Source organism: Kitasatospora sp. NPDC001664, from assembly GCF_053596675.1.
In genome coordinates, this window is the sequence record NZ_JBSFGS010000008.1 from 94,253 (window position 1) to 115,528 (window position 21,276).

A 21,276-nucleotide genomic window follows, 5' to 3' on the forward strand; every position below is an offset into this window, starting at 1 on the left:
AGCCAGGATGAGTTTTCCGATGATCCAACGAAAGCGATCCGAACAATATTCGGAATCCGGCCGTGGGAGCTTGCGGATCGACCGTCCGGGCCGGGAGCCTGGGGGGCGTGCCGAATTATCGTCAGCCCGCCCGGGGCCCCGTGGACGAGCTCGACCAGGCGATCCTGCGGGTCCTGGTGGAGAACGCCCGCACCCCCAACAACGCCCTCGCCGAGGCCGTCGGGATCGCCCCCTCGACCTGCCTGGCCCGGGTCCGCTCGCTCCGCGAGCGCGGCATCATCAAGGGGTTCCGGACCGAGGTCGACCCGGCCGCGATCGGCCTGCCGCTGCAGGCGATGATCTCCGTCCGCCTACGGGCGCACACCCGCGAGCAGAACGAGAGCTTCCGCACCACCGCCCCCGAACTCCCCGGCGTGCTGGCCGTCTTCCACATGGCCGGCTCCGACGACTACCTGCTCCACGTCGGCGTCGCGGGCCCCGAGGGCCTGCGCGACTTCGTGGTCGACCACCTCACCACCCACCCCGCGGTGGCCCAGACCCGCACCAACCTGATCTTCGAACAGATACCGGGCCGCCACTACCTCACCCCGGAGGGCTGACCGCGCCGGAGGACCGACCGACCGTCGGCCCTCCGGCCCGGAGCGGGTCAGGCGACCCAGAACGAGTAGTAGTACGAGTCGAGTTGCAGGCCGTCCGCCAGCACGGGGGTGACGTTCAGCCCCTGCAGGTCGCTGTACTCCGGCGCCCAGTCCAGCCGGGCGGTGCCGTCCGCGGCGGCCGGGACGGTCACCGGCGGGCGGCCGTCGAAGGTGCACAGGTAGCTCGTCACGCCCGGCACCTTCGGGGCGAGGAAGAAGGTGCCGGTCACACCCACGCCACCGCCGAAGTCGTTCTCGGGGTAGACCTGCGAGGTCACCGTGGGGGTGGTGTCCGTGACCGGGCTGGTCCACTGGTTCTGGTTGCTCACCCAGCCGTTGGCGCTGGTGCTGGAGACCGAGAGGCGGGTGATGAGCTGCCCGTTCAGCGGGAGGTGCACGATCGCGTTGCCGGTGGCGGAGGGCTTGACGGTCTGCTTGCGGGTGCCGCGGCCGTCGTAGATCTCCACCGAGTACTCCGTCACCCGCGCCTCCGGCGGCAGGTCGGGGTTGGCCGTGATCTTGAACGGCACCGTCTCGCCCCACTGCGGATCGGCCACCAGCTGCCGGATCTGCGGCGCGGTCGAGTTGACGTAGAAGCTGTACTCGGAGGTGGCGGCCGAACGGGTCCAGGTGCGGTCGAGGCTGGCCACCGTGAGGCGCATCGGCCCCGAGCCGTGCGGCGGGAGCAGCCGCACCGTGGTCGGCCGGCCGGGCCCGGCCGCGCGGACCAGGTAGCTCGTGGAGGTCTCGTAAGAGTCGTTCGGGGTCGGGATCCCGCGCTCGCCGATCCGGAAGCCCCCCACGACGGGCAGCGACCCGACCCAGCTGAACTGGTACCCGGCCACGTCGTCCACCCCGGCGGGGTCGAGCGTGATCTCGACCGGGAGGCCGCCCCGGGACCAGGTGTCCGCCGGGTAGTTCGAGGAGCTGATCACCGGCGGCGCGGCCGGCCGGGTGTTGTCCACCACGAAGTGGCAGGGCGCCGTCCAGGCGGAGGACTCCCCGCCCGCCACCGTGCGCGACCGCCAGGCGTAGGTCTGACCCTCCGTCAGCGCCTCGGGCTGCACCACGACGGAGCCCTCGCGGCCGTTCGGCACCGTACCGCTGACCAGGGTGGTGGTCCGGGCCGGGTCGGCGACCGGCCAGTACTCGAACTCCTCGCCGAGGTACCGCAGCTCGGCCGTGTCGGGATGGCTCGGGATGCCCATCAGGGAGACCCCGCTCCTGGCGTTGAGCCAGGTGGCCGCGGCCGGGTCGGCGGCACAGGCCCGGTTGCCGGAGTACAGGTCGGTGGGCACGGCGGGCGCGCCGGTGGCCGCTCCGGCCGGACCGGCGGTGATCAGCCCGAGGACGAGCGCGCCCAGCGCGGCGAGCGTGGAGCGGACCCGCGGGCCCGGAGTGGATCGCATCTGTTCCCCCATCGTTCGGTGCCGCCCGGCGGTGCACCGGTGTGCCCCCGCATACGAACGGCGAGCGGCAGGCTAGCGGAGATCATCGACGGCGTCGTGCGATTTCGCTCCGTCATATGTCCCGTTATGGTCGGTTTCTGGTGGACCGTGACCGAAAGGGAGAGCAATGGCGCTGCACGAGGTGCGGGAGCACGGGGCGTACGACGGGGCCACGGACGTGTTCGCCTCGGCACTGAGCGAGCACGTGCTGCCCAAGCACCACATGCCCGCCGAGCACTCCCGGCCCGAGGTGGTCTACGCCCTGCTCCACGACGAGCTGCTGCTGGACGGCAACGCCGCGCAGAACCTGGCCACCTTCTGCACCACCTGGACCGACGACGAGGTGCGGCGGCTGATGGCCGAGTGCCTCGACAAGAACATGATCGACAAGGACGAGTACCCGCAGACCGCCGAGATCGAGTCGCGCTGCGTCAACATCCTGGGCGATCTCTGGCACGCCCCGGCCGGCGCCGACGGCACCGCCGTCGGCTGCTCCACCACCGGTTCCAGCGAGGCCGCCATGCTGGGCGGGCTGGCGCTGAAGTGGCGCTGGCGGGAGCGCCGCCGCCGGGAGGGCAAACCCGCCGACCGGCCGAACCTGGTGGCCGGACCGGTGCAGGTCTGCTGGGAGAAGTTCGCCCGGTACTTCGACGTGGAGCTGCGCCAGGTGCCGCTGGAGCCCGGGGCCACCGGTCTGCGGCCGCACCAGCTGCGCGAGTACGTCGACGAGAACACCATCGGCGTGGTGGCGATCATGGGCGTCACGTACACCTGCGACTACGAGCCGGTGGCCGAGATCGCCGCCGAGCTGGACCGGATCCAGGCCGAGACCGGCCTCGACGTGCCGGTCCACGTGGACGCGGCGAGCGGCGGCTTCGTCGCGCCGTTCCTCCACCCGGAGCTGGTCTGGGACTTCCGGCTGCCCCGGGTCGCCTCGATCAACGCCTCGGGGCACAAGTACGGCCTGGCCCCGCTCGGCGTCGGCTGGGCCGTCTGGCGGACCGCCGACCTCCTCCCGGAGGACCTGGTCTTCCGGGTCTCCTACCTGGGCGGCGACATGCCGACCTTCGCGCTCAACTTCTCCCGCCCGGGCGGCGGGGTGGTCGCGCAGTACTACACCTTCCTGCGGCTGGGCCGGGGCGGCTACCGCCGGGTCCAGCGGGCCTGCGCCGAGACCGCCCGCCACCTGGCCGGGGAGATCACCGCCATGGGCCCGTTCACCCTGCTGTACGACGGCACCGGCGCGCTGCCGGCCGTCTCGTACACGCTCACCGACCCCGAGGGCGCCGGCTTCACCCTCTACGACCTCTCCGACCAACTGCGGATGCGCGGCTGGCAGGTGCCCTCCTATCCGCTGCCGGCGGACCGTCAGGAGACGGTGATCCAGCGGGTGCTGGTCCGCCACGGCATCGGACGGGACGAGATCGAACTGCTCGCCCGGGACATCCGTGCCGCCGTGGCCCGGCTCACCAAGGGCGCCCCGGCCGAGACCGACCGCAGCGGCTTCCGCCACTGACACCGCCGCACGGCCGAGCGCGAACGGCCGCCGACGAACGGTCATCGACGAACGGCCGGCGACGCACGGCCACCGGTGAACGCACGCCGACGTACGGTCGCGGTCAGCGCCGCAGCGCCGGCCAGCGGCGCCCGACCGCCTCGGCGAACCGCCGCCGCCTCCCCCAGGGGGCGGTCGGGAGGCCCGCGGCGGTGACCAGGGAGCGCAGGTGGGCCTCCGTCAGGGCCCGGTCGAAGGAGACGTACCCGCCCGGTGCCGGGTCCGGCCGGCAGCTCTCCCGCAGCGCGCGCGGGACCAGCCGCGACCCGGTGACGGCGGCGTGGCCTGCCCGGTAGCGGAGCCGGTCGCCCGCCGCCCCCACCACCGTCAGGTCGCTGCCGACCGGGTCCTGGTACCAGCGGCCGCCGAGCCGGGCGAGGAAGAGCAGCACGTGGTCACCGGGCTCCGGCGCGTGCTGCGCCCAACTGGCCGAACGTCCGACGAACTCGAAGGACTCCCCCGGGCGCAGCCCGAACTCCCGCATGGAGTACGCCTCCTGGACCACCGCCCGGAGCCGCTGCGGCCCCGTCCGCCCGAGCACCCGGACCCGCACCAGGTCGTGCTGCCGCAGCCGCTCCGCCAGGAACGCCGTCTCCGTCATGCCGTCACCGTAGACCCTGGTCCCGGTGCGGACGGAAGACGGTGACCAACACCCGGAGGGCGAGCGCCGAGGCGACCACCAGCAGGCAGTAGCCGAGGAACTGGTGGACGGTGATCCGGCCGTCCAGGGTGGGCCCGCCCTCGACGCCGACCAGCAGGGCGGCCATCACCCCCGAGGTGGCGGCGAGCACGGTGAGCAGGACCTGGTGGAGCAGGTCGGTGACCGTGCGTCGGCCCCACCGACGATCTGAGAGATCATCAGATTTTGCGAGGAGCGTACGACCGGCGGCCGCCGCCGGGCTCAGGCCTCGGCGCCGGCCGCGTCCAGGGCCGCCGTGACCCTGGCCAACTGGGCGTGCAGGGTCGCGAGTTCGGAGACCGGGAGGCCGGTGGCGGCCAGGATCCGGCGCGGCACCCCGGCGGCCTCGGCGCGCAGCTCCGCACCGGCCTCGGTGAGGCTGACGACGACCGAGCGCTCGTCCTCCGGGCTGCGCTCGCGACGGATCAGGCCGGCCGCCTCCAGGCGCTTGAGCAACGGGGAGAGGGTGCCCGAGTCGAGGCGCAGGTGCTCGCCGATCCGCTTGACCGGCAGCGCGCCCTGCTCCCAGAGCACCAGCATCACCAGGTACTGGGGGTAGGTGATCCCGAGGTCCTTGAGGATCACCCGGTAGACGCCGTTGAAGGCGCGCGAGGCGGCGTGCAGCGAGAAGCAGATCTGGCTGTCGAGCCGGAGGAAGTCCTCGTCCGGCAGCTCGGTGGGCGGCGTGGTCATGGGTCCAGGGTAGCGCCACCCCACGCCATTCAGTTGCGCACAATTTAATTGCGTGCTCTACTTGAGCCCGTCAGGAGGACCGCCGGACCCCACCGGCGGCACAGACCGAAGGGAACGTCGACATGAGCGCGCTCTACACCGCCGTGGCCACCGCGAACGGCCGGGAGGGCCGGGCCGTCAGCTCCGACGGTCAGCTGGACCTCGCCCTGGCCATGCCGCCGGCCCTCGGCGGCTCCGGTGAGGGCACCAACCCCGAGCAGCTGTTCGCCGCCGGTTACGCCGCCTGCTTCGCCAGCGCCCTCGGCCTGGTCGGCCGCCAGGCCAAGGTCGACACCGGCGACGTCTCGGTGACCGCCGAGGTCGGCATCGGCAAGGACGACTCCGGCTTCGGCCTCTCCGTCGTCCTGCGCGTCGAGCTGCCCGAGGCCCTCGACAACGAGACCGGCCATCTGCTGGTCAAGCAGGCCCACGAGGTCTGCCCCTACTCCAAGGCCACCCGCGGCAACATCCCGGTCGAGCTCGTCGTCGAGTGACCGACCCGCAGCCGCCGCAGGCCCGGACCGCCCCCGCGGTCCGGGCCTGCGGCGTGCCGCTCACTCCCCCACCCGCAGCTCCTCCACCGCCCGGGAGAGGCTGGCCGCGGCGTGGCCGGCGTCCAGCTGACGGAGGAACAGCTCCTGCAGCGGGGCGAGCAGGCCGGCCGGCACGCCCTGCCGCTCGGTGGCGCGGAGGATGTTGCCGAGGCCGGTGGCGTTGATCGCGATGTTGGAGGTCTCGGTGGTGTAGTCCCGGGAGTCCATCTCGGCCGCGAAGTGCGGCAGGGCCGGCAGCAGCGCCGTCAGCCAGCGCACCAGCTGCGCGGTCACCTCGACCGCCGACAGGCCCGCCGACCAGCCCAGCGCCACCGCCTGGAAGTGCCCGGCGAACATCCCGTACATCCCGCTGAGCAGGGCAACGTCCTGGAGCAGCGCCAGCCCCGGGTCCTCACCCAGGTGCCTCGGCTCGCCGAGCAGCACCAGCAGCTCGTGGTGCTCCCGGTACGCCTCCGGGGAGCCGCTGTAGAACAGGAAGGCCTCGGGGGTGCCGACCGTCTGCGGCACCGCCATCACCGCACCGTCCAGGTAGCGGACCCCGCTCCGCTCGGCCCAGGCCGCGAAGGCACGGGCCTGCTCGGGGGTGCCGCTGGTCAGGTTGGCCACGGTCCGCCCGGCGAGCTCCTCGGCCAGCGGTTCGAGCACGCCGTGCACCGTCGGGTAGTCCAGCAGCGCGACCACCACCAGCTCGGCGGCGGCGACCGCCTCCGCGGCGGACCCGGCCCGGACGGCGCCCTGCTCGACGAGCTTCGCCGCCTTCTCCGGCGAACGGTTCCAGACGGTGACGGAGTGACCCGCCGTCAGCAGGGTGGCGGCCAGGGCCTGGCCGAGGTTGCCGAGGCCGAGCACGGTGACGTTGGTCATGGGAGTTCCTCCGGTACGGGCGAGCGGCCGTTCCGTTCGCTGCCCCCACCGTCGCCGCCCGCACTGCCGGTCCACTGTCGGTCCGAGCGGCAGCGCCGCCGGGGGCGCGAGGAACCGCGCGAGTCCGGAAGGCGGCCCACCGTGAGATCGGGGCAGGCAAGCCAGTTGCACGTCCGGCCGTTCCCCCGCGCGCCGCACGGTTAGGCTGACGATCATGAGATTCGGGGTGCTCGGACCGGTCGCCGCGTGGGCCGACGACGGCGCGCCGGTACGGGTGCCCGAGGCCAAGGTCCGTGCCCTGCTGGCCGTGCTGCTCACCGAGCCCGGCCGCCCGGTGCCGCCGCACCGCCTGGTCGACCACCTCTGGCCCGATCGCCTCCCCGCCCACCCGCTCAACGCCCTCCAGGGCAAGCTCTCCCACCTCCGCCGCGTCCTCGACGCCGCCGAGCCCGGAGCCCGTGCCCTGGTGCACTCCGGCCCCGCCGGCTACCGGATCGACGTCGAGGGCAAGGCCCTCGACGCGGCCCGCTTCACCGCCCTCACCGCCGAGGCCCGGGCCACCGACCGCCCCGCCGAGCGGGCACGACTGCTGACCGAGGCCCTGGAGCTCTGGCGCGGCCCGGCCTTCGCCGACTTCGCCGACCGGCCCTTCGCCCTCGCGGCGGCCGCGGGGCTGGACGAGGCCCGCCTCACCGCCGAGGAGGAGTTGGCCGAGGCGCGGATCGACCTCGGGCAGCACCGCGAACTCCTGCCCTGGCTGGCCGATCTGACCACCCGCCATCCGCTGCGCCAGCGCCTGTGCGCCGCCCGGCTCCGCGCCCTGTACCGCTCCGGCCGCCAGGACGAGGCCCTGGAGGCCTACGCCGAACTGCGCCGCGCCCTCGCCGACCAGCTCGGCCTGGACCCGGAACCGTCCCTGGCCGCGCTCCACCGGCAGATCCTCCGCCGCGACCCCACGCTGCTCCCACCCGCGGACACCGGCAACCTCCCCGTGGCGGTCTCCGAACTCGTGGGCCGGGACGGACCGTTGGCACAGGTACGGGAGCTGCTGGCGGCCGGCCGCCTGGTCACCCTGACCGGCCCCGGCGGCATCGGCAAGACCCGGCTGGCGCTGGCCGCCGCCCGGGAGGCCGCCCGGAGCCACCGGGACGGCGCCCGGCTGGTCGAGCTCGCCGCCCTCGCCCCCGGCAGCGACAGCGCGACGGTCGCCGAGGCCGTCCTCGCCGCCGTCGGGGCCGAGGCCGAACGGACCGACCGCGGCCGCCCCACCCCCTCCCCCACCACCCACCTGCACGACGCCCTGCGCGGACGCGACCTGCTGCTCCTGCTCGACAACTGCGAACACCTGACCCGGGCCGTGGCCGAGCTGCTCGGCCCCCTGCTGGCCGCCACCCCCGGCCTGAGCGCGCTCCTCACCAGTCAGGAGCTCCTCGACCTGGAGGGCGAACTCCCGTACCACGTACCGCCGCTGCCCCTCCCGGTCGATGACGGCCTGGCCCAGGTCGGCGGTGCGGCCGCCGCCCGGCTCTTCCTCCGGCGCTCCGGCGCCGCCCTCGACGAGGAGAACGCCCCGGCCGTCGCCCAGCTCTGCCGCCGCCTGGACGGCAACCCGCTGGCCCTCGAACTGGCCGCCGCCCGGGCCCGCACCCTCGGGGTGCACGGCCTGCTGGCCCGGCTGGACCGCCGTCTCGACCAGCGCCTGGAGCTCCTCACCGGCGGCCACCGCGGCGCTCCGGCCCGGCAGCAGACCCTCCGGGCGGTGATCGACTGGAGCTGGAGCCTGCTCACCCCACCCGAGCAGTCCGTGCTGCGCCGCCTCGCGGTGACCGCCGAGAGCTGCACCCCGCGGACCGCCGCCGCCCTGTGCGCCGGCCCCGACGTACCGGCCGGGGACGTCCCCGGCCTGCTGGCCCGGCTGGTGGACCGTTCGCTGCTCACCCTCGCCGACCGGGCCGACGGCCCCCGGTACGGGTTGCTCGAATCCGTCCGCGCCTACGCCCTGGAACAGCTGACCGAGCACGGCGAGCTCGCCGCCACCCGCGACCGCCACCTCCAGTACTTCACCGAACTCGCCCTGACCACCGGACCGTTGTTGAAGGGCCGCACCCAGGCGCGGGCCCTGGCCTCGCTCGACGCCGAGTCGCCCGAGCTCCGCCGCGCGGTCGAGCACGCCACCACGGGCCGGTCCGCGGCGGCCGCCCACACCCTGGTCGGCGCCCTCGCCTGGTACTGGGTGCTCCGCTGCCGCTACGCCGAGGCCCGCCGGGCCCTCACCGCCGCCCTCGCCCTCGGCGACCACCCGACCACCGCCGTCTGGCTGGCCGGGATCGCCCTGCTGGAGGGCGGCGCCGAGGCGGACGGCCCGCACCTGCGCGAACTGCTCGCCCGCCACCCGGACACGCCCGAACTCCCTTTCCTCACCTGGCTCCTCGGCTGGGCCCAGCTCGGCAGCGGCGACGCCGCCGAGAGCGAGCACCTCGTCGCGGCCGCCCTCGCCTCCACCGGGGCCGACCGCTGGACCACCGCGGCCGCCCTCAGCGTCCGGGCCCGGCACGCCCTCGGCCGCGGCGAGCTGCCGGCGGCCCGCTCCGACGGCGAGCGGAGCTCCCGGATCTTCGGCGAACTCGGCGACGGCTGGGGCGAGTTGCAGAACGTCTTCCCGCTCGCCGCACTGGCCGAGATCGCCGGCGACTACCGCACCGCCACCCACCTGCACCGCACCGGCCTGGCCACCGCCGAACGGCTCGGCCTGCGCACCGAACAGGCCAAGCGGCTCTCCAGCCTCGGCCGGACCGCCCTGCTCGCCGGCGACCTCGACGAGGCCCGTGCGCTGCACGAGCGGGCCCGCCTCCTCGCGGTCGAACAGGGCCACCGCGCCGGCGCGTTGAACGCCGAGCTCGGCCTGGCCCTCGGCGAGCGCCGCGCCGGCGACCCGCAGGCCGCCACCAGCCGCCTGCACCGGCTCCTCGACGCCTACGGCGGCCGGGCCGGCTACGGCCCCGTCACCACCCTGCTGCTCGCCGAACTCGGCTTCGCCGCCGAGCAGTCGGGCGACCAGGCCACCGCCCGGCGCCACCACCTCGACGGCCTCGCGATCGCCCGTGCCCTCGGCGACCCTCGGGCCGTCGCCCTGGCCCTCGAAGGTCTGGCCGGCACCGCCGCGGCCACCGGCGACCACCCCGCCGCCGCCCGCCTGCTCGGCTGCGCCGCCGCCACCCGCGCCGCCGTGGGCGCCCCGCTCCCTTCGGCCGAACGCACCGACGTCGACCGCATCGGCGCCCTGGCCCGGGCCGCCCTCGGCGCGGCGGCATTCACCGCCCACCACACCGAGGGCACCCTCCTCCCCCACTCCACCCTGGTCCCCTGACCCCGGGGCGGTCAGTACCGGGCCGCCTCCCACCGGAGGTCGTCCGTGTCCTCGGTCACCCTGGCCTGGCGGCGGAACTTGGCGGCCAACTCCTCGATCGCGGCGTCCACTTCGGCCTCCTCCATGGCCTGCTTGTCCATGTCGGCCTGGTCCAGCGCGGCCATCCGCTGCCGCTCGTGGTAGCGCAGCTGGGAGAGCCGGATCCTGGCGTCGGACATGCCGAGCTGCTCCTCCAGGTCCTTGCGCGCGTCGTGCAGCACCTCGTCGGCCGCCAACTGCCGCTCCAGCCGCCGGTCGTAGGCGGTGGTGCCGCTCATCAGCTTCACCAGGACCGGCAGGCAGTCGAGCACGATCAGCACCAGCCGGGCCAGCCACTCGGTCATCCGCACCACCCAGTTGCGCTCGCCCAGCCGGTCCAGCGCGGCCACCTCGTCCAGCAGGTCGATCCGGCCCTGGGTGGCCTTCTTCTCCTCGACCGCCTTGGTGATCTCCCGGTTCAGCGCCTCGGTGTACGTCCGGACGGCGGCACCCGTCTCACCGGAGTGGCCCGTCAGCTCCTGCTCCGCCTGGTCGAGCAGCCCCTGCTGCCGGGCGTGCAGCGCGGTGGTCTCCTCCAACTCCTTGCGGTCCTGGAGGCAGTTGAGGCCGATCCCGGCCCGGCCGGTGGTGCCCTGCCGGGAGGTGCCGGTGCACTCGTCGTGGGCCAGGTTCTGCTGGGTCTGCATCAGCTGCTTCAGCCGGTCCACCTCGGTGGCCAGGCGGTTGCGGGCCTCCTGGGCGTCGGCCTGCCGCTGCTTCGCGGCGACCCGGGTGTCCGGCACCGAGACCGGGTTGTCCCGGCAGTCCCCGGAGGTGGAGCGCTCGCGGTCCACCGGGTTGCAGCGGTGGAGCAGCTCCTCGTAGCCGCCGACGGTGGAGATCCGGTACTCCTTCACCTCCTGGTGGATGGCCGGCTCGAAGACCCGCAGGATCAGCGGCTCGGCGATGAAGAGTCCGAGCAGCACCGAGAGCGCCAGCCGGGGCAGCAGCGCCCGCCAGCGGCCGACGCCGGTCTTCCCGTGCGAGCCGGCGATCATCATGCCGTCCAGGCAGACGATCACCCAGGCCCAGAGCAGCGCCGGGGGCAGCAGCACCCACCAGGGGGCTCCGAGGAACCGGTTCATCGCACTCAGCAGCGAAAGCCCGGCGAACAGACCGGTGTTGAGGATGACCAGACCCATCCAGGTGTACTTCCGGCGCTCCTCCGGCACCCAGTCGAGGACGTCCTCGTCCACCCCCGCGACCTTGCGGATCCGGCGGCCGACGGCACCGCTCGGCCCGGCCGGCCGGACCACCAGCACCGGCCCCGCGACGGGCACCGGCTCGAAGGGCTCCGCAGCGGGCACCCCTTCTCCGGGCACCCCCTGCACGGGCGCCCCTTCCGCGGGCACCTCCTCGGACACCTCCCCCGCAGACGTCCCCTCCGCAGGCGTCCCCTCCGCGAGCGGCTCCTCCGGGACGTCCCCCGGCACCTGCTCCGGCCCGTCCCCGGGCACGGTCCGGTCAGTCGTCATCGTCGTCCTCGCCCACCGCGTCGTACTTGGTGCCGCGGCCGCGGCCGCCCGTCTCCAGCTCGGCCGCCTCGGGCCCGTCCAGCGCCGGGGTGCCGGCCCCGAGCTTGGTGAGCATCCGCTCGAAGTCGACGAAGGTCTGGTCGCCGTGGCCCCGCTTGATCAGGTCCCGCACCACCTCCAGCGTGGCGTTGCGCTCCCAGGCCCGGTCGGCCCGCTCGTTGGCCTGCTGCTCGGCCGCCAGGGCGCGCTCCAGCGCCGCCTGCTCCTTCCGGTCGGCCCGGCTGCGGTCCTGCAGCTCCGCCTGGCGCTGCCGCTTCACCTCGATCCGTTCCCGCTGGAGCTCCCAGTGGCGGTCCTGCCGCTGCAACCGGTCCGCGCGCTCGATGGCCCGGCGCTCCCGCTCCGCCTCCTGCCGCCGCTCCTCCCTGGCCAGCAGCTGGTCGCGCACGTCGGTCACCGTGAGCTCGCCGGTGGCCTGGCCCCAGTAGACGGCCGCGTCCGGATCGTCGCCGAAGGTCCGGGCGGCCAGCTCCGCCTCCCGGCGTTCGAACTCCCGCCGCTCCCGGGCGAGCATCTGCTCGTGGTCCTGGTCGACCACCTCGTTGCCGCGCTCGAAGTCGCGGCGGTGGTTCAGCATCAGCTGGTCCTGCTGCTGCCGGGCGAAGTCCAGCCGGTGGTTCTGGGTCAGCTTCTCGCTGGCCAGCACGTTGCTGCGGTCCTGGTCCCGGCGCTGCCGCTGGAAGCCGACCAGCTCGTCCGGGTCCGGCATCTCGATGCTGGCGTAGGCGACGGCCATGCCGGAGATCCGGGGCGGGGAGACCGCGGTGTACGCCATCACCTGGGCGTTGACGTCCCGTCGGAGCCGGGTGATGTCGGCGAGGCGGTGGTCCAGGCCGAGTTCGAAGAACCGCTTGTGCCGCCGCAGGTAGGCCAGCAGGACGCGCTCGGCGTCGTCCTGCCCCTCCTGCACCACCACGGCGGGGTCGGTGACCGTGCAGCTGAAGGTGACGTCCACCTTGAACTCGGCCGCCTCGGCCGAGGGGATCGACATCCGGACCGTCACCAGGACGTTCCGGCGCAGGTCGACCACGGAGACGTGGTTGGCGTTCACCAGCTGCGGGTCGTCCAGCCGCCGCCGGCCGGTGTCCAGGACGTACCGTCCGTCGACCCGGAAGACCAGCACCTCGTGGGCGGCCACCGAGGGCAGTTCGTCGGAGGTCCGTCGCCGGCTCGCCAGGCCGAACGGACCGCGCTTGGGTGGTTCGGCCAGCGGCTGCTGGTGGACCACCGGGTAGGGCTTGCTCATCGTGCTTCCTCTTCCCAGGCCGGGCGGCCGTGGCTCTCCTCCACCGCCGCGAGCAGGACTTCGATCAGTTCGTCGGGGGCCGGCCGCTGCCGCGTTCCGGCCACCAGGTTGGTCAGTTCCCGCCGCAGCGGCACCAGTTCGCGGTGCGGCAGGGCGGGGCCGAGCGCCGCTCCGAGCCGCGCGGCCTCCGCCCGCGCCCTCGCCCGTGCCGGGCCGCCGGACCGGTCCAGGCCCTCCACGGCCCGCACCAGCGCCGTCAACGCCCCCCGTCGCAGCGGTCGGTAGCGGAGCAGGTCGGCCCAGAGCCGGCCCAGCCGGGCGGCGTGGTCCGGCCGGGCCGCCAGGTGGTGCATCACGGCCAGGCCCCCGGCCCGCTCGGCGGGGGCGGAGAGCACCGCGAGCACGGTGGAGAACACGGCCCCGGGATCGCGCCGGCGCTCGGCGGCGTCCATCCGCTCCAGGTTCTTCAGCACCACGGTCGCGGCCCGGCCCTCCGCGGTGAGCATCGCGAACAGCACGCCCAGCGCCTGCTGGGCCATCCCCCGCAGCCGCTCGTCCTGCCGCACCAGGCCGCAGAGCCGGGCGGCCGCCTCGTGCGGGTAGCGCAGGCCGAGCTCGCCGGTGAAGGCCACCGAACCGGCCCACCGCCGCGCCTTGTTCGGGCCGGTGACCCAGCCCTCGGCGATGCTCAGCGCGACGGGGGCGAGCCCCTCGTCCAGCCGGCACATCATCCACAGGGTGTGGACGGCGGTCTGCTGCCCGGCCCACCCCAGCTGTCCGGCGGCCCACGGGTGGAGACAGGAGTTCTCCACCTCGTACACCTCCAGCCTGGCCAGCTCGGCCAGCCCGGAGGCGACCGCGGTGCGCAGCTCGGGGTCGGCGTCCGGGCGGCCGCGGACCCGGCCCGCCAGCCAGCTGCTGACGCCCCGCCAGAACGCCACGTCGTAGTGGTCGTTGAGCTCGGCCAGCACCCGCCGCCGGTAGACCGGCTCGCGGAAGACCATCACCGCCCTGGTCCGGACGCCCTCGGCCAGCCGCTCCCGCCGGATCAGGCCGTCGGGCCTGATCCGGGCGGCCCGGCTGGCCGGGAGCACCGGCACCGCCGTGGCGTCCGGCCCGTCCTCGGCGGAGGGCACCAGCGAGGGCACCGCCACCGCCATCCGCTCCACCAGTTCGGCCAGGCCGTGCTCGTACTCCTGGATGCTGGTGTGCTCGCTGAAGGCCAGCGCCGTCACCTCCAGCACCTCGACCGGCTCGGGCCCGGCGCGGAACCAGTCGGCCACCGCCGCCGAGGCCGCCAGCGAGAACTGCTCGAGGGCGGCCGCCGTCCCCTCCCCGGCGGCCAGCCTCCGGGCGACCGTCCGCAGGTCCTGCGGGCGGAAGTCGGCGGGCACCGAGGCGAGCACCTCGTCCACCGTGCCGGGCGGGAGCTCGGCCGGCCCGAGCCCGGCCAGCAGCAGCGCCCGGGCGTCCGGCCGGCGCCACTCCACCCGCCAGGGCGAGGGCGGCGAGGCCACCGAGGCGGTCACCACCAGGTGGGCCCCGGCCTCCCGGACCGTCGTCCGCACCCGGCGCCAGAGCAGGTCGGTGTCCTCGGCCCGGTCCCCCTCGCCGAGCCGGCCCGGCAGGACGTAGCCGCAGCCGGAGCGGTAGTCGCGCTCGGCCAGCTGCCGCAGCGAGAGCGTGGGACGGAGCAGGAAGACCGGCCCGTCGAGCAGCTCGTCGAGCAGCACGACCGCCCCGGCCCGCTTGCCGGTGCCGGCCTCGCCCCAGAGCTCCACCACCCGGTGCTTCATCAGCAGGGCGAGCGCTCCGTCGTACGGCGCCGGCCTGATGTACCCGGTGGTGGCGTCGGCCAGGTCGTCCTCGGTGAGCCGCCCGGTGTCGGTGGCGCGGCGCGCCGGGCGCCCCGGCTCCCGCCCGGTTCCGCCGCCTTGGCCGAAGACGCTGTTGCGGGCGTCCACCGGACCGGCGAACAGCTGGAACACCTGGACGGCACTGGCGAGTTGGTCGGCCACCAGCTCCTCGGCCGGCAGCCCCTCGTCCTCACTGCCCGCGCCCCCCTCGGGCTCGGCCGCCGCCCCGCCCGGGCCGTCGGCCGGATCGGCCCTCTCCTCCTCGCTCACCGGTCGTTCCCGTGCTGGTTGTGGACCGTCCCGAAGCCGAACACCGAACCGGGGGCGGTGACGTGGTGGAAGACCTGCTGGAGGCCGGGCGCCGACGCGGCCGGAGCCGGATCCGCGCTTCCGCGCTCCGGCCCGGGGTCAGATCCCGACCCCGCACCCGGGCCCGCGCCGCCGTCGAGGTCCAGCCCGTGGACGTCCTCCCCCGGCACCCGGAGCCAGGCCGCCACCGGACGCTCCTTGGTCTCCACCGTCACCCGCCGGAACTCCCCCGGGGCCAGCCGGGTGTGCCGCTGGAGCACGGTGTCGGTGTAGACCCGGTCCGAGACGACCACCACCAGGTCGGCCGCCCTGGCCACGGCCAGCGCCCGCTTGACCGGCGCACCGTCGATCAGCCGGCTGACCAGGACCACGCCCTGACTGGCGAAGCCGTTGTCGGCGTCCGAGACCGGCCCGAAGTGCACCGCGAGCCGCAGCCGGAGCCGGTGCTCCGGGCGCCTGGGCTCGTTGTGGTACGCCAGCGCGGCGCGCAGCTCGGCCACGTAGTCGTCGACCACCTTCGCCTCCGGGACGTCAGCCGGCAGGATCGCCAACTCCCCGTCCCCGGCGCCCTGTCGGATCCAGTCCGACCGTGCGAGGCCGACCGCGTCGGCGGCGTCGCCGAGCACCTGCACCAGCCCGCGCTGCGTGTCGAACTGGGTCCGGTCGTCACCCTTCCCGTACCCCTCGACATCGGTGGAGAGCAGCAGCCGTCGCGGCCCGCCCTGAAACCTGCTCAACTCCGCCCAGCCTTCCTTGCGGTGATGCGCCTCATGGGCAGCAGTGTGGTGCGCCGGGGCAGCAGGAATACCGGATCGATACGGATTCCCCCCGGTCGATCGCACCCCTCGCGGGTGACCATGCTCACACAGCGGAACCCGGATTCCTCCGGCATCTCCGATTCGTTACCGAGCTTCCATCAATGTGCGAACACCCGTACCAAGGGGGGGCTTTGACGAATCATCAAATCGACATGGCGGCTCAGCCGGAGCCGTCCGCGCTGAGCGTCGCACTCAGCGCGCTGACCGCCTTCCAGGGCTACGTGCAGCAGGCCGACAGCAAGGTCAACACCCTCCTGGTGGTGCACACCGGCGGGGTGGTCGCGGTGGTGAGCGCCCTGGCCGGGCGGGACACCCCGGCCCGCTTCCCGGTGCCCACGCTGCTGGTGATGGCGGGCTTCGTGGCGGCCTTCCTGATCTCCGGACTCCATCTGGTCCAGGCGCTCCGCCCCCGGCTGAGCCCGCCGGTGCCGCCCAGCCGGTTCGCCATGACGGGCGTCGGCCACCTCGGCCTCGGCCACGTCGCCGGGGCCGATCCGGACGCCCAGCGGGTGGAGGCCTGGGCGATGGCCCAACTGCTGGGCCAGATCGCCCTGCTGAAGAACCGGCACCTGGCCAGGGCGACGCCCTGGACGGCCGTGATGCTGCTGCTCGGGGTGGTGGCGGCCCTGCTCCGCTCCTGGTGACCGCCGGGAGCGGGGCGGGGGAGCTCACGCGTCGGCGAGGTACCGCGGAGGGGCCGGAGCGGGGCGGCTCACTCGTCGGCGAAGTGCCGCAGCCCCTCCAGGTCGAGCACCACGACGCTGCGGTACTGCGAGCGGACCAGCCCGGCCGCCTTCAGGCGGTGCATCGCCCGGCCGACGGCGTCGGTGCCCGCCCCGATCAGCCGGCCGAGCTCGGGCTGGGAGAGCTCGACCCCGATGCTGTGACCGCCGCCGACCCGGTGCCCGTACTGCTCGACCAGCTCGACCAGGATCCGGGAGAGCCGCTGCGCCACGTCGAAGGCCGCGAAGTCGAGCCGGCGCCGGTTGGCCGAGTTCAGCCGGTCCGCCATCATCACCGTCAACGCCAGCCCCGCCGAGGGGTGTTCGGCCAGGAAGCCCATGAACCGCTCCCGCGTGACGTGGCCGACCAGCACCGGGCTGCAGGCCGTCACGGTGGCCGAGCGCGTCCCGTCGGTGATCACGGCCTGCTCCCCCACCAGGTCTCCCCCGACCCTGATGCCGAGCAGCCCCTCCGCCCCGTTCTCCAGGGTCGCGGTCACCTTGGCGCAGGCCAGCGCCGAGCTGTCCACCGGTTGGAGCAGGCAGACGTGGGTGCCGTCGTCCCCCTGACGCACGATCACTTCGCCCGGCGCGTACCGGACCTGACGGGCCAGGCCCAACAGACGCTCTGCCTGGACCGGCTCCAGCCGGGCCAGGTACGAGTTGCGTGCCCAGGGCGCGTTCTCCCTCATGTCCGGTATTGAACCCCCGTCGGAGCCCCAGGTGAAGCCCTCGGAGCGGCACCCCGCCGGGGCGGGCGGGCACACCTACGCTGGGCCGCAGCGACGACGAGGAGACGGCGATGGCGACCGAGGTGCACCTGGCGCAGCAGGCGGAGGCCGACGAACTGCTCGGGCGCAGCCCGTTGGCGGCGTTGATCGGCATGCTGCTGGACCAGCAGGTGCCGATGGAGAAGGCGTTCAGCGGGCCCCGGGTGGTGCTGGACCGGATGGGCGGGGAGGACCTGGACGCGCACGCCATCGCCACCTACGACCCCGAGGGGTTCGTGGCGCTCTGCGCGCGGACCCCGGCCGTGCACCGGTACCCGGGGTCGATGGCCAAGCGGATGCAGCAGCTCTGCCAGTACCTGGTGGCGGAGTACGACGGCGACGCGGAGGCCGTCTGGCGGGGGGCCTCGACCGGGGCCGAGCTGCTCAAGCGGCTGGAGGCGCTGCCGGGGTACGGGCGGCAGAAGGCGCAGATCTTCCTGGCGCTGCTGGGCAAGCAGTACGGCGTGCGGCCGGAGGGCTGGCGGCAGGCGGCCGGCGCGTACGGGGAGGAGGGGAGCTTCCGCTCGGTGGCGGACATCACCGGGCCGGAGTCCCTCTCCCAGGTGCGGGCGCACAAGCAGGAGGTGAAGGCGGCGGCCAAGGCGGAGAAGGCCGCCAGGACGGGCCGGGTCAGCTGAGGCGGCGGTAGGGGTACCGGTCCCGGATGTGTGCGTGGAAGTACCGGCCGAGGCTGGGCGCGGCGAGCAGTGCGCGGTACTCCGCCTCGGGCACGTCCGCGTACGCGTAGACCGAGCCGCCGTGGAACTCCAGCTCCAGCGTCGTGCCCCGGTGACCGACGGAGGAGAGGCAGCTGGATTCGACGGGTAGGCGTTCCACTGGGTGCTCCGCCCTCCAGTATGAGCGGGGAGCCGCAGGCCCGGCGATACTGACGGCATGTCACCCATGACGGACACCGGACGGCGGCTGCTGGCCGATCTGCTGGCGCTCGGCACCCGCTTCCCGCTGGTGCTCGGCGGCGACTGCGCCGCCCTCGCGCACGGCCTGCCGGACCGGCCGGTGCGCACGGTGGAGCTGGCGACCGCGAGCCCGGTGCCGCTGGAGGAGCTGACCGCGCGGACGGCCGCCGAACTGCTGGCCCGCGGCTGGACCGTCCGGGTGCTGGTGGACGATCCGCTGGCCTCCGCCCTGACGGCGGCCGCTCCGGGAACGGGCGAGGAGTACGGGGTGGAGCTGCGGAAGGAGAACTTCTGGCAGCCCCCGCACCAGGGCCCGGACGGGCCGGTGCTGGCCCTGGCGGACCTGGCCGGGACGAAGGTCCGCGCCCTGGTCGACCGGGGGCTGCCCCGGGACCTCGCGGACCTGTTCGCCCTGGCGGACCGGTGGTCGTACCCGGAGCTGGAGACCCTGGGCCGCCGGCACACCGGCGAACCGGGGCTGGACCCGGCCGAGCTGCAGGCCCGGCTGGCCGAGGCGGGGTGGCGCGAGGAGCGCGACCTGGCCCGGCTGGGGCTCGACGCCGGGGAGTCCGCCGCCCTGCGCGACTGGGCGCAGGGCTGGCTGGACGACCTCACGGAGCGCCTGATGGAACGTCAGGCACCGCTCGCGGAGGAGGACGACGAGGACCCCGACGGGGAGTCCTGAACCGCCGTCACTTGTAGAACGGCGCGTCGTCCGGCCCGACGTACTCCGGCCGGTACCAGCGGGCCGGGCGGAGCGAGCCGGGGATCTCCTCGGCGACGCCGAGCACCGAGGCGAAGAGCGCCATCCGGGTCGGGATGCCGGCGTCGGTCTGCCGGAAGACCGCCAGCCGCGGGTCGCGGTTGAGGTCGGCGCTGAGGTCGTTGGAGCCGGGGCGGGAGTCCCGCGGGAGCGGGTGCATGATCACCGCGTCCTCCCGGCAGACCCGGTTCACCAGGGCGCTGTCGATCCGGAAGTCGTCGCTGTAGGGCAGCGGCCGGTCCTTGAAGCGCTCGGTCTGCAGACGGGTGGTGTAGACGAGGTCGGCGTCCTTGAGGCCCAGGGTCGGCTGGTCGGTCACCTCGACCCGGTGGCCGCGCTCGGCGGCCAGCTCCAGCAGGTGGGCGGGCATGCCCAGCTCCTCCGGGGCCACGCAGACGATGGTCATGTCCTGGTAGCGGGAGAGCAGCTTGACCAGCGAGTGCACGGTGCGGCCGTGCTTGAGGTCACCGACCAGGGCGATCCGGCGGCCGTCCATGGACTTGCCGAGCCGGTCGAACTCGCGGTGCAGGGCGAACATGTCCAGCAGCGCCTGGGTCGGGTGCTCGCCCGCCCCGTTGCCGGCGTTGACCACCGGGACGTTGGTCGCGGCGGCGAACTCGTGGATCGAGCTGACCTCGGGGTGACGCATCACCACCAGGTCGACGTAGCCGGTCACCACGCGGCTGGTGTCGGCCAGCGACTCGCCCTTGGCGATCGAGGTGACCTCGGTGCCGGTGGTGGAGGTGACCCCGCCGCCCAGGCGCAGGAACGCGGTCTCGCAGCTGAGCCGGGTACGGGTGGAGGCCTCGAAGAACAGGCTGGCCATCACGGCGCCCTCGAGCACCCGGGTGGTCTGCTCGCCCCGGGCCACCGGCACCAGCAGGTCGGCCAGCCGGAACAGCTGCTCCAGGTCCTGCCGCTCGAACTGGTCGCTGGAGAGGATGTGCTTCCCGGTCAGTGACATGGCGGCTGGGTTCTCCCTCGGGCGACGCGCTGGACGCCGTCAGTTTACTGGCCGGGCACCGGCCGCCGCCCGGGCCCTCCGCGGGCCCGGACGACGGCCGCCGCAGGTCACGGCCGTGCGTACTCGACGGTGAGCAGCGCCCGGCCGAGCGCGTGGTGGGTGAGGTGGAAGCCCACCACCGCGGCCGGGGTGTCCGGGGTGAGGTCGAGCTCCGCCACGTCCAGCGCGTGCACCGCGAAGACGTACCGGTGGGCCGGGCCGGGCGGCGGGGCGGCCCCGTCGTAGCGGTGGCCGGGGAAGTCGTTGCGGACGTGGAACGCCCCGCCCGGCAGGGTCCCGTCCGAGGCACCGGCCCCGGCCGGGAGCCCGGTGGTGCCGGCCGGGAGGTTGACGGCCAGCCAGTGCCACCACCCGCTGGCGGTCGGCGCGTCCGGGTCGTAGCAGGTGACCGCGTAGCTCAGCGTCCCCTCCGGGGCGCCGGACCAGGCCAGCTGCGGCGAGGTGTTCCCGGCCGCGTGCACCTGGGCGTCCGGCATGGTGCCGCCCTCGGTGAGGTCCTCGCTGGTCAGCTCGAACGACGGGACCGGGGGCAGGAATTCGTACGGCAGCGGCGGGCGCCGGCTCATCGCGGGACCTTCCTCGACTTCGGTGGCGGGGGTCACCGTGCAGCCTATGACCTCTAGAGTGCGGGGCATGGCAGCCGAACAGACTCCCGCTCCCGACTACGGCCGAATGGTCGCCGAGGCCCGGCGGGCCTTCTACGTGATGTTCGGGGTGCTCTGCCTGGTCTGGGCGCTGCACCTCGTCAACTGGCTGACGGACTACCAGCTGAGCGTCGACGGCGGCATCCGGGCCCGTGAGCCCGACTCCCTGCCGGACCTGGTCTCCGCGCCCTTCCTGCACGTCAACTGGGCGCACCTGGAGGGCAACTCCGGCCCGCTCTTCATCTTCGGCTTCCTCGCCGCCTACCGGGGCGTCAAGCGCTTCCTCGGGCTCACCGCGCTGGTCGCCCTGACCAGCGGGACGGCGATCTGGCTGTTCTCCCCGGAGCGCTCGCTCACCATCGGGGCCAGCGGACTGGTCTTCGGCTACTTCGGCTACGTGGTGCTGCGCGGCCTGATCGACCGGAACCTGATCGACAGTCTGGTCGGCGTGGTGATGGGCGCCTCCTTCGCCTACATCCTCACCACCGCGGTGCCCGGCACCCCCGGCGTCAGCTGGCAGGGCCACCTGGGCGGGCTGCTCGGCGGCCTGGCGGGCGCGTGGCTCTTCCGCGAGCGCCGCCCGAAGGCCTCGACCGCCGCCGCGGCCGCCCCCTCCTCGGCCGTCCTCCCCGCCCAGTCCGCCCCCACGGAGGGTGGAGCCGCGCTGACGGAGCGCCAGAAGCTGCTCAAGGAGCTGGACGACCTGGGGCTCTAGACCCGACGCGCCCCCCTTGGAGGTATAGACCATTCGAGGGCC

At 74.3% G+C, this 21,276-nt stretch carries 21 protein-coding genes; 8 read left to right on the forward strand and 13 right to left on the reverse strand.

What is annotated here, in order from left to right; translation table 11 throughout:
* Positions 1–107: 107 nt before the first annotated feature.
* Positions 108–599: an Lrp/AsnC family transcriptional regulator gene (locus ACWCYY_RS13590; protein WP_345287075.1), complete on the forward strand. Its 492-nt coding sequence runs from the start codon at positions 108–110 to the stop codon at positions 597–599.
* 47 nt (positions 600–646) lie between these two features.
* Here ACWCYY_RS13590 and ACWCYY_RS13595 read toward each other — a convergent pair whose 3' ends face one another.
* Positions 647–2,047: a hypothetical protein gene (locus tag ACWCYY_RS13595; protein ID WP_449796115.1), complete on the reverse strand. Its 1,401-nt coding sequence runs from the start codon at positions 2,045–2,047 to the stop codon at positions 647–649.
* A gap of 166 nt (positions 2,048–2,213) precedes the next feature.
* Here ACWCYY_RS13595 and ACWCYY_RS13600 point away from each other — a divergent pair, with 166 nt between their 5' ends.
* The gene (locus tag ACWCYY_RS13600) at positions 2,214–3,602 is read left to right on the forward strand and encodes a glutamate decarboxylase (RefSeq protein ID WP_449796116.1); all 1,389 of its coding nucleotides are present in this window, start codon (positions 2,214–2,216) and stop codon (positions 3,600–3,602) included.
* A gap of 103 nt (positions 3,603–3,705) precedes the next feature.
* Here ACWCYY_RS13600 and ACWCYY_RS13605 read toward each other — a convergent pair whose 3' ends face one another.
* The 3 genes from ACWCYY_RS13605 to ACWCYY_RS13615 form a co-directional block, all read right to left on the reverse strand.
* Positions 3,706–4,242, reverse strand: a complete 537-nt coding sequence (locus ACWCYY_RS13605; protein ID WP_449796117.1) for a hypothetical protein — start codon at positions 4,240–4,242, stop codon at positions 3,706–3,708.
* 4 nt (positions 4,243–4,246) lie between these two features.
* Complete coding sequence (locus tag ACWCYY_RS13610) at positions 4,247–4,432, reverse strand: hypothetical protein (protein WP_345287082.1); 186 nt, start codon at positions 4,430–4,432, stop codon at positions 4,247–4,249.
* Between the two features lie 110 nt (positions 4,433–4,542).
* Complete coding sequence (locus ACWCYY_RS13615; protein ID WP_345287083.1) at positions 4,543–5,013, reverse strand: MarR family winged helix-turn-helix transcriptional regulator; 471 nt, start codon at positions 5,011–5,013, stop codon at positions 4,543–4,545.
* Positions 5,014–5,135: 122 nt separating this feature from the next.
* Between ACWCYY_RS13615 and ACWCYY_RS13620 the strand changes: the two genes are divergently transcribed.
* The gene (locus ACWCYY_RS13620; RefSeq protein WP_345287085.1) at positions 5,136–5,546 is read left to right on the forward strand and encodes an organic hydroperoxide resistance protein; all 411 of its coding nucleotides are present in this window, start codon (positions 5,136–5,138) and stop codon (positions 5,544–5,546) included.
* Between the two features lie 60 nt (positions 5,547–5,606).
* Here ACWCYY_RS13620 and ACWCYY_RS13625 read toward each other — a convergent pair whose 3' ends face one another.
* Positions 5,607–6,686, reverse strand: coding sequence for an imine reductase family protein (locus ACWCYY_RS13625; protein WP_449796118.1), 1,080 nt, complete (start codon positions 6,684–6,686; stop codon positions 5,607–5,609).
* Here ACWCYY_RS13625 and ACWCYY_RS13630 point away from each other — a divergent pair.
* Positions 6,685–9,837, forward strand: a complete 3,153-nt coding sequence (locus ACWCYY_RS13630; protein WP_449796119.1) for a BTAD domain-containing putative transcriptional regulator — start codon at positions 6,685–6,687, stop codon at positions 9,835–9,837. The two genes, ACWCYY_RS13625 and ACWCYY_RS13630, sit on opposite strands and share 2 nt — an antisense overlap.
* Positions 9,838–9,848: 11 nt before the next feature.
* Here the strand turns inward: ACWCYY_RS13630 and ACWCYY_RS13635 are convergent, their stop codons facing one another.
* Genes ACWCYY_RS13635 through ACWCYY_RS13650 form a run of 4 tightly spaced genes read right to left on the reverse strand, consistent with a single transcriptional unit; the run spans position 9,849 to position 15,598 of the window.
* Positions 9,849–11,390, reverse strand: coding sequence for a DUF4407 domain-containing protein (locus ACWCYY_RS13635; RefSeq protein WP_449796120.1), 1,542 nt, complete (start codon positions 11,388–11,390; stop codon positions 9,849–9,851).
* Positions 11,380–12,696, reverse strand: coding sequence for a hypothetical protein (locus ACWCYY_RS13640; protein ID WP_449796121.1), 1,317 nt, complete (start codon positions 12,694–12,696; stop codon positions 11,380–11,382). Before ACWCYY_RS13640 ends, ACWCYY_RS13635 begins: the two co-directional genes overlap by 11 nt.
* The gene (locus ACWCYY_RS13645; RefSeq protein ID WP_449796122.1) at positions 12,693–14,822 is read right to left on the reverse strand and encodes a hypothetical protein; all 2,130 of its coding nucleotides are present in this window, start codon (positions 14,820–14,822) and stop codon (positions 12,693–12,695) included. The genes ACWCYY_RS13640 and ACWCYY_RS13645 overlap by 4 nt, the downstream gene beginning before the upstream one ends.
* The gene (locus tag ACWCYY_RS13650; RefSeq protein WP_345287096.1) at positions 14,819–15,598 is read right to left on the reverse strand and encodes a hypothetical protein; all 780 of its coding nucleotides are present in this window, start codon (positions 15,596–15,598) and stop codon (positions 14,819–14,821) included. The genes ACWCYY_RS13645 and ACWCYY_RS13650 overlap by 4 nt, the downstream gene beginning before the upstream one ends.
* A 233-nt stretch (positions 15,599–15,831) precedes the next feature.
* Here ACWCYY_RS13650 and ACWCYY_RS13655 point away from each other — a divergent pair, with 233 nt between their 5' ends.
* The gene (locus ACWCYY_RS13655) at positions 15,832–16,323 is read left to right on the forward strand and encodes a hypothetical protein (RefSeq protein ID WP_345287098.1); all 492 of its coding nucleotides are present in this window, start codon (positions 15,832–15,834) and stop codon (positions 16,321–16,323) included.
* Positions 16,324–16,391: 68 nt separating this feature from the next.
* Here ACWCYY_RS13655 and ACWCYY_RS13660 read toward each other — a convergent pair whose 3' ends face one another.
* Positions 16,392–17,093, reverse strand: coding sequence for a Crp/Fnr family transcriptional regulator (locus ACWCYY_RS13660; protein WP_345287100.1), 702 nt, complete (start codon positions 17,091–17,093; stop codon positions 16,392–16,394).
* 110 nt (positions 17,094–17,203) lie between these two features.
* Between ACWCYY_RS13660 and ACWCYY_RS13665 the strand changes: the two genes are divergently transcribed.
* On the forward strand, positions 17,204–17,809 hold the full coding sequence (locus tag ACWCYY_RS13665; RefSeq protein WP_449796123.1) for an HhH-GPD-type base excision DNA repair protein: 606 nt from the start codon (positions 17,204–17,206) through the stop codon (positions 17,807–17,809).
* On the opposite strand, the gene ACWCYY_RS13670 is transcribed toward ACWCYY_RS13665, so the two are convergent.
* Positions 17,802–18,008 carry a KTSC domain-containing protein gene (locus ACWCYY_RS13670; protein WP_345287104.1) on the reverse strand — a complete coding sequence of 69 codons (207 nt, stop codon included), beginning with the start codon at positions 18,006–18,008 and terminating at the stop codon, positions 17,802–17,804. The two genes, ACWCYY_RS13665 and ACWCYY_RS13670, sit on opposite strands and share 8 nt — an antisense overlap.
* 57 nt (positions 18,009–18,065) lie before the next feature.
* Here ACWCYY_RS13670 and ACWCYY_RS13675 point away from each other — a divergent pair, with 57 nt between their 5' ends.
* Complete coding sequence (locus ACWCYY_RS13675; protein ID WP_345287106.1) at positions 18,066–18,773, forward strand: nucleotidyl transferase AbiEii/AbiGii toxin family protein; 708 nt, start codon at positions 18,066–18,068, stop codon at positions 18,771–18,773.
* Positions 18,774–18,780: 7 nt separating this feature from the next.
* On the opposite strand, the gene pyrB is transcribed toward ACWCYY_RS13675, so the two are convergent.
* Positions 18,781–19,815, reverse strand: coding sequence for an aspartate carbamoyltransferase (gene pyrB, locus ACWCYY_RS13680; protein ID WP_345287108.1), 1,035 nt, complete (start codon positions 19,813–19,815; stop codon positions 18,781–18,783).
* A 107-nt stretch (positions 19,816–19,922) separates the two neighbouring features.
* Positions 19,923–20,441, reverse strand: coding sequence for a YbhB/YbcL family Raf kinase inhibitor-like protein (locus tag ACWCYY_RS13685; protein ID WP_345287110.1), 519 nt, complete (start codon positions 20,439–20,441; stop codon positions 19,923–19,925).
* Between the two features lie 67 nt (positions 20,442–20,508).
* Here ACWCYY_RS13685 and ACWCYY_RS13690 point away from each other — a divergent pair, with 67 nt between their 5' ends.
* Entirely contained in the window at positions 20,509–21,234 is a 726-nt protein-coding gene (locus tag ACWCYY_RS13690; RefSeq protein WP_345287112.1) for a rhomboid family intramembrane serine protease, read from the forward strand.
* Positions 21,235–21,276: the final 42 nt, after the last annotated feature.

Excerpts from the sequence above, each read along its gene's own strand:
- ACWCYY_RS13600 (WP_449796116.1), top strand. The coding sequence starts at position 2,214 with ATGGCGCTGCACGAGGTGCGGGAGCACGGGGCGTACGACGGGGCCACG.
- ACWCYY_RS13655 (WP_345287098.1), top strand. The coding sequence starts at position 15,832 with ATGGCGGCTCAGCCGGAGCCGTCCGCGCTGAGCGTCGCACTCAGCGCG.
- ACWCYY_RS13685 (WP_345287110.1), bottom strand. The coding sequence starts at position 20,441 with ATGAGCCGGCGCCCGCCGCTGCCGTACGAATTCCTGCCCCCGGTCCCG.
- ACWCYY_RS13630 (WP_449796119.1), top strand. The coding sequence starts at position 6,685 with ATGAGATTCGGGGTGCTCGGACCGGTCGCCGCGTGGGCCGACGACGGC.
- ACWCYY_RS13615 (WP_345287083.1), bottom strand. The coding sequence starts at position 5,013 with ATGACCACGCCGCCCACCGAGCTGCCGGACGAGGACTTCCTCCGGCTC.
- ACWCYY_RS13665 (WP_449796123.1), top strand. The coding sequence starts at position 17,204 with ATGGCGACCGAGGTGCACCTGGCGCAGCAGGCGGAGGCCGACGAACTG.
- ACWCYY_RS13605 (WP_449796117.1), bottom strand. The coding sequence starts at position 4,242 with ATGACGGAGACGGCGTTCCTGGCGGAGCGGCTGCGGCAGCACGACCTG.
- ACWCYY_RS13625 (WP_449796118.1), bottom strand. The coding sequence starts at position 6,686 with ATGATCGTCAGCCTAACCGTGCGGCGCGCGGGGGAACGGCCGGACGTG.
- ACWCYY_RS13635 (WP_449796120.1), bottom strand. The coding sequence starts at position 11,390 with ATGACGACTGACCGGACCGTGCCCGGGGACGGGCCGGAGCAGGTGCCG.
- ACWCYY_RS13690 (WP_345287112.1), top strand. The coding sequence starts at position 20,509 with ATGGCAGCCGAACAGACTCCCGCTCCCGACTACGGCCGAATGGTCGCC.
- ACWCYY_RS13640 (WP_449796121.1), bottom strand. The coding sequence starts at position 12,696 with ATGAGCAAGCCCTACCCGGTGGTCCACCAGCAGCCGCTGGCCGAACCA.
- ACWCYY_RS13595 (WP_449796115.1), bottom strand. The coding sequence starts at position 2,047 with ATGCGATCCACTCCGGGCCCGCGGGTCCGCTCCACGCTCGCCGCGCTG.
- ACWCYY_RS13620 (WP_345287085.1), top strand. The coding sequence starts at position 5,136 with ATGAGCGCGCTCTACACCGCCGTGGCCACCGCGAACGGCCGGGAGGGC.
- ACWCYY_RS13675 (WP_345287106.1), top strand. The coding sequence starts at position 18,066 with ATGTCACCCATGACGGACACCGGACGGCGGCTGCTGGCCGATCTGCTG.
- pyrB (WP_345287108.1), bottom strand. The coding sequence starts at position 19,815 with ATGTCACTGACCGGGAAGCACATCCTCTCCAGCGACCAGTTCGAGCGG.
- ACWCYY_RS13660 (WP_345287100.1), bottom strand. The coding sequence starts at position 17,093 with ATGAGGGAGAACGCGCCCTGGGCACGCAACTCGTACCTGGCCCGGCTG.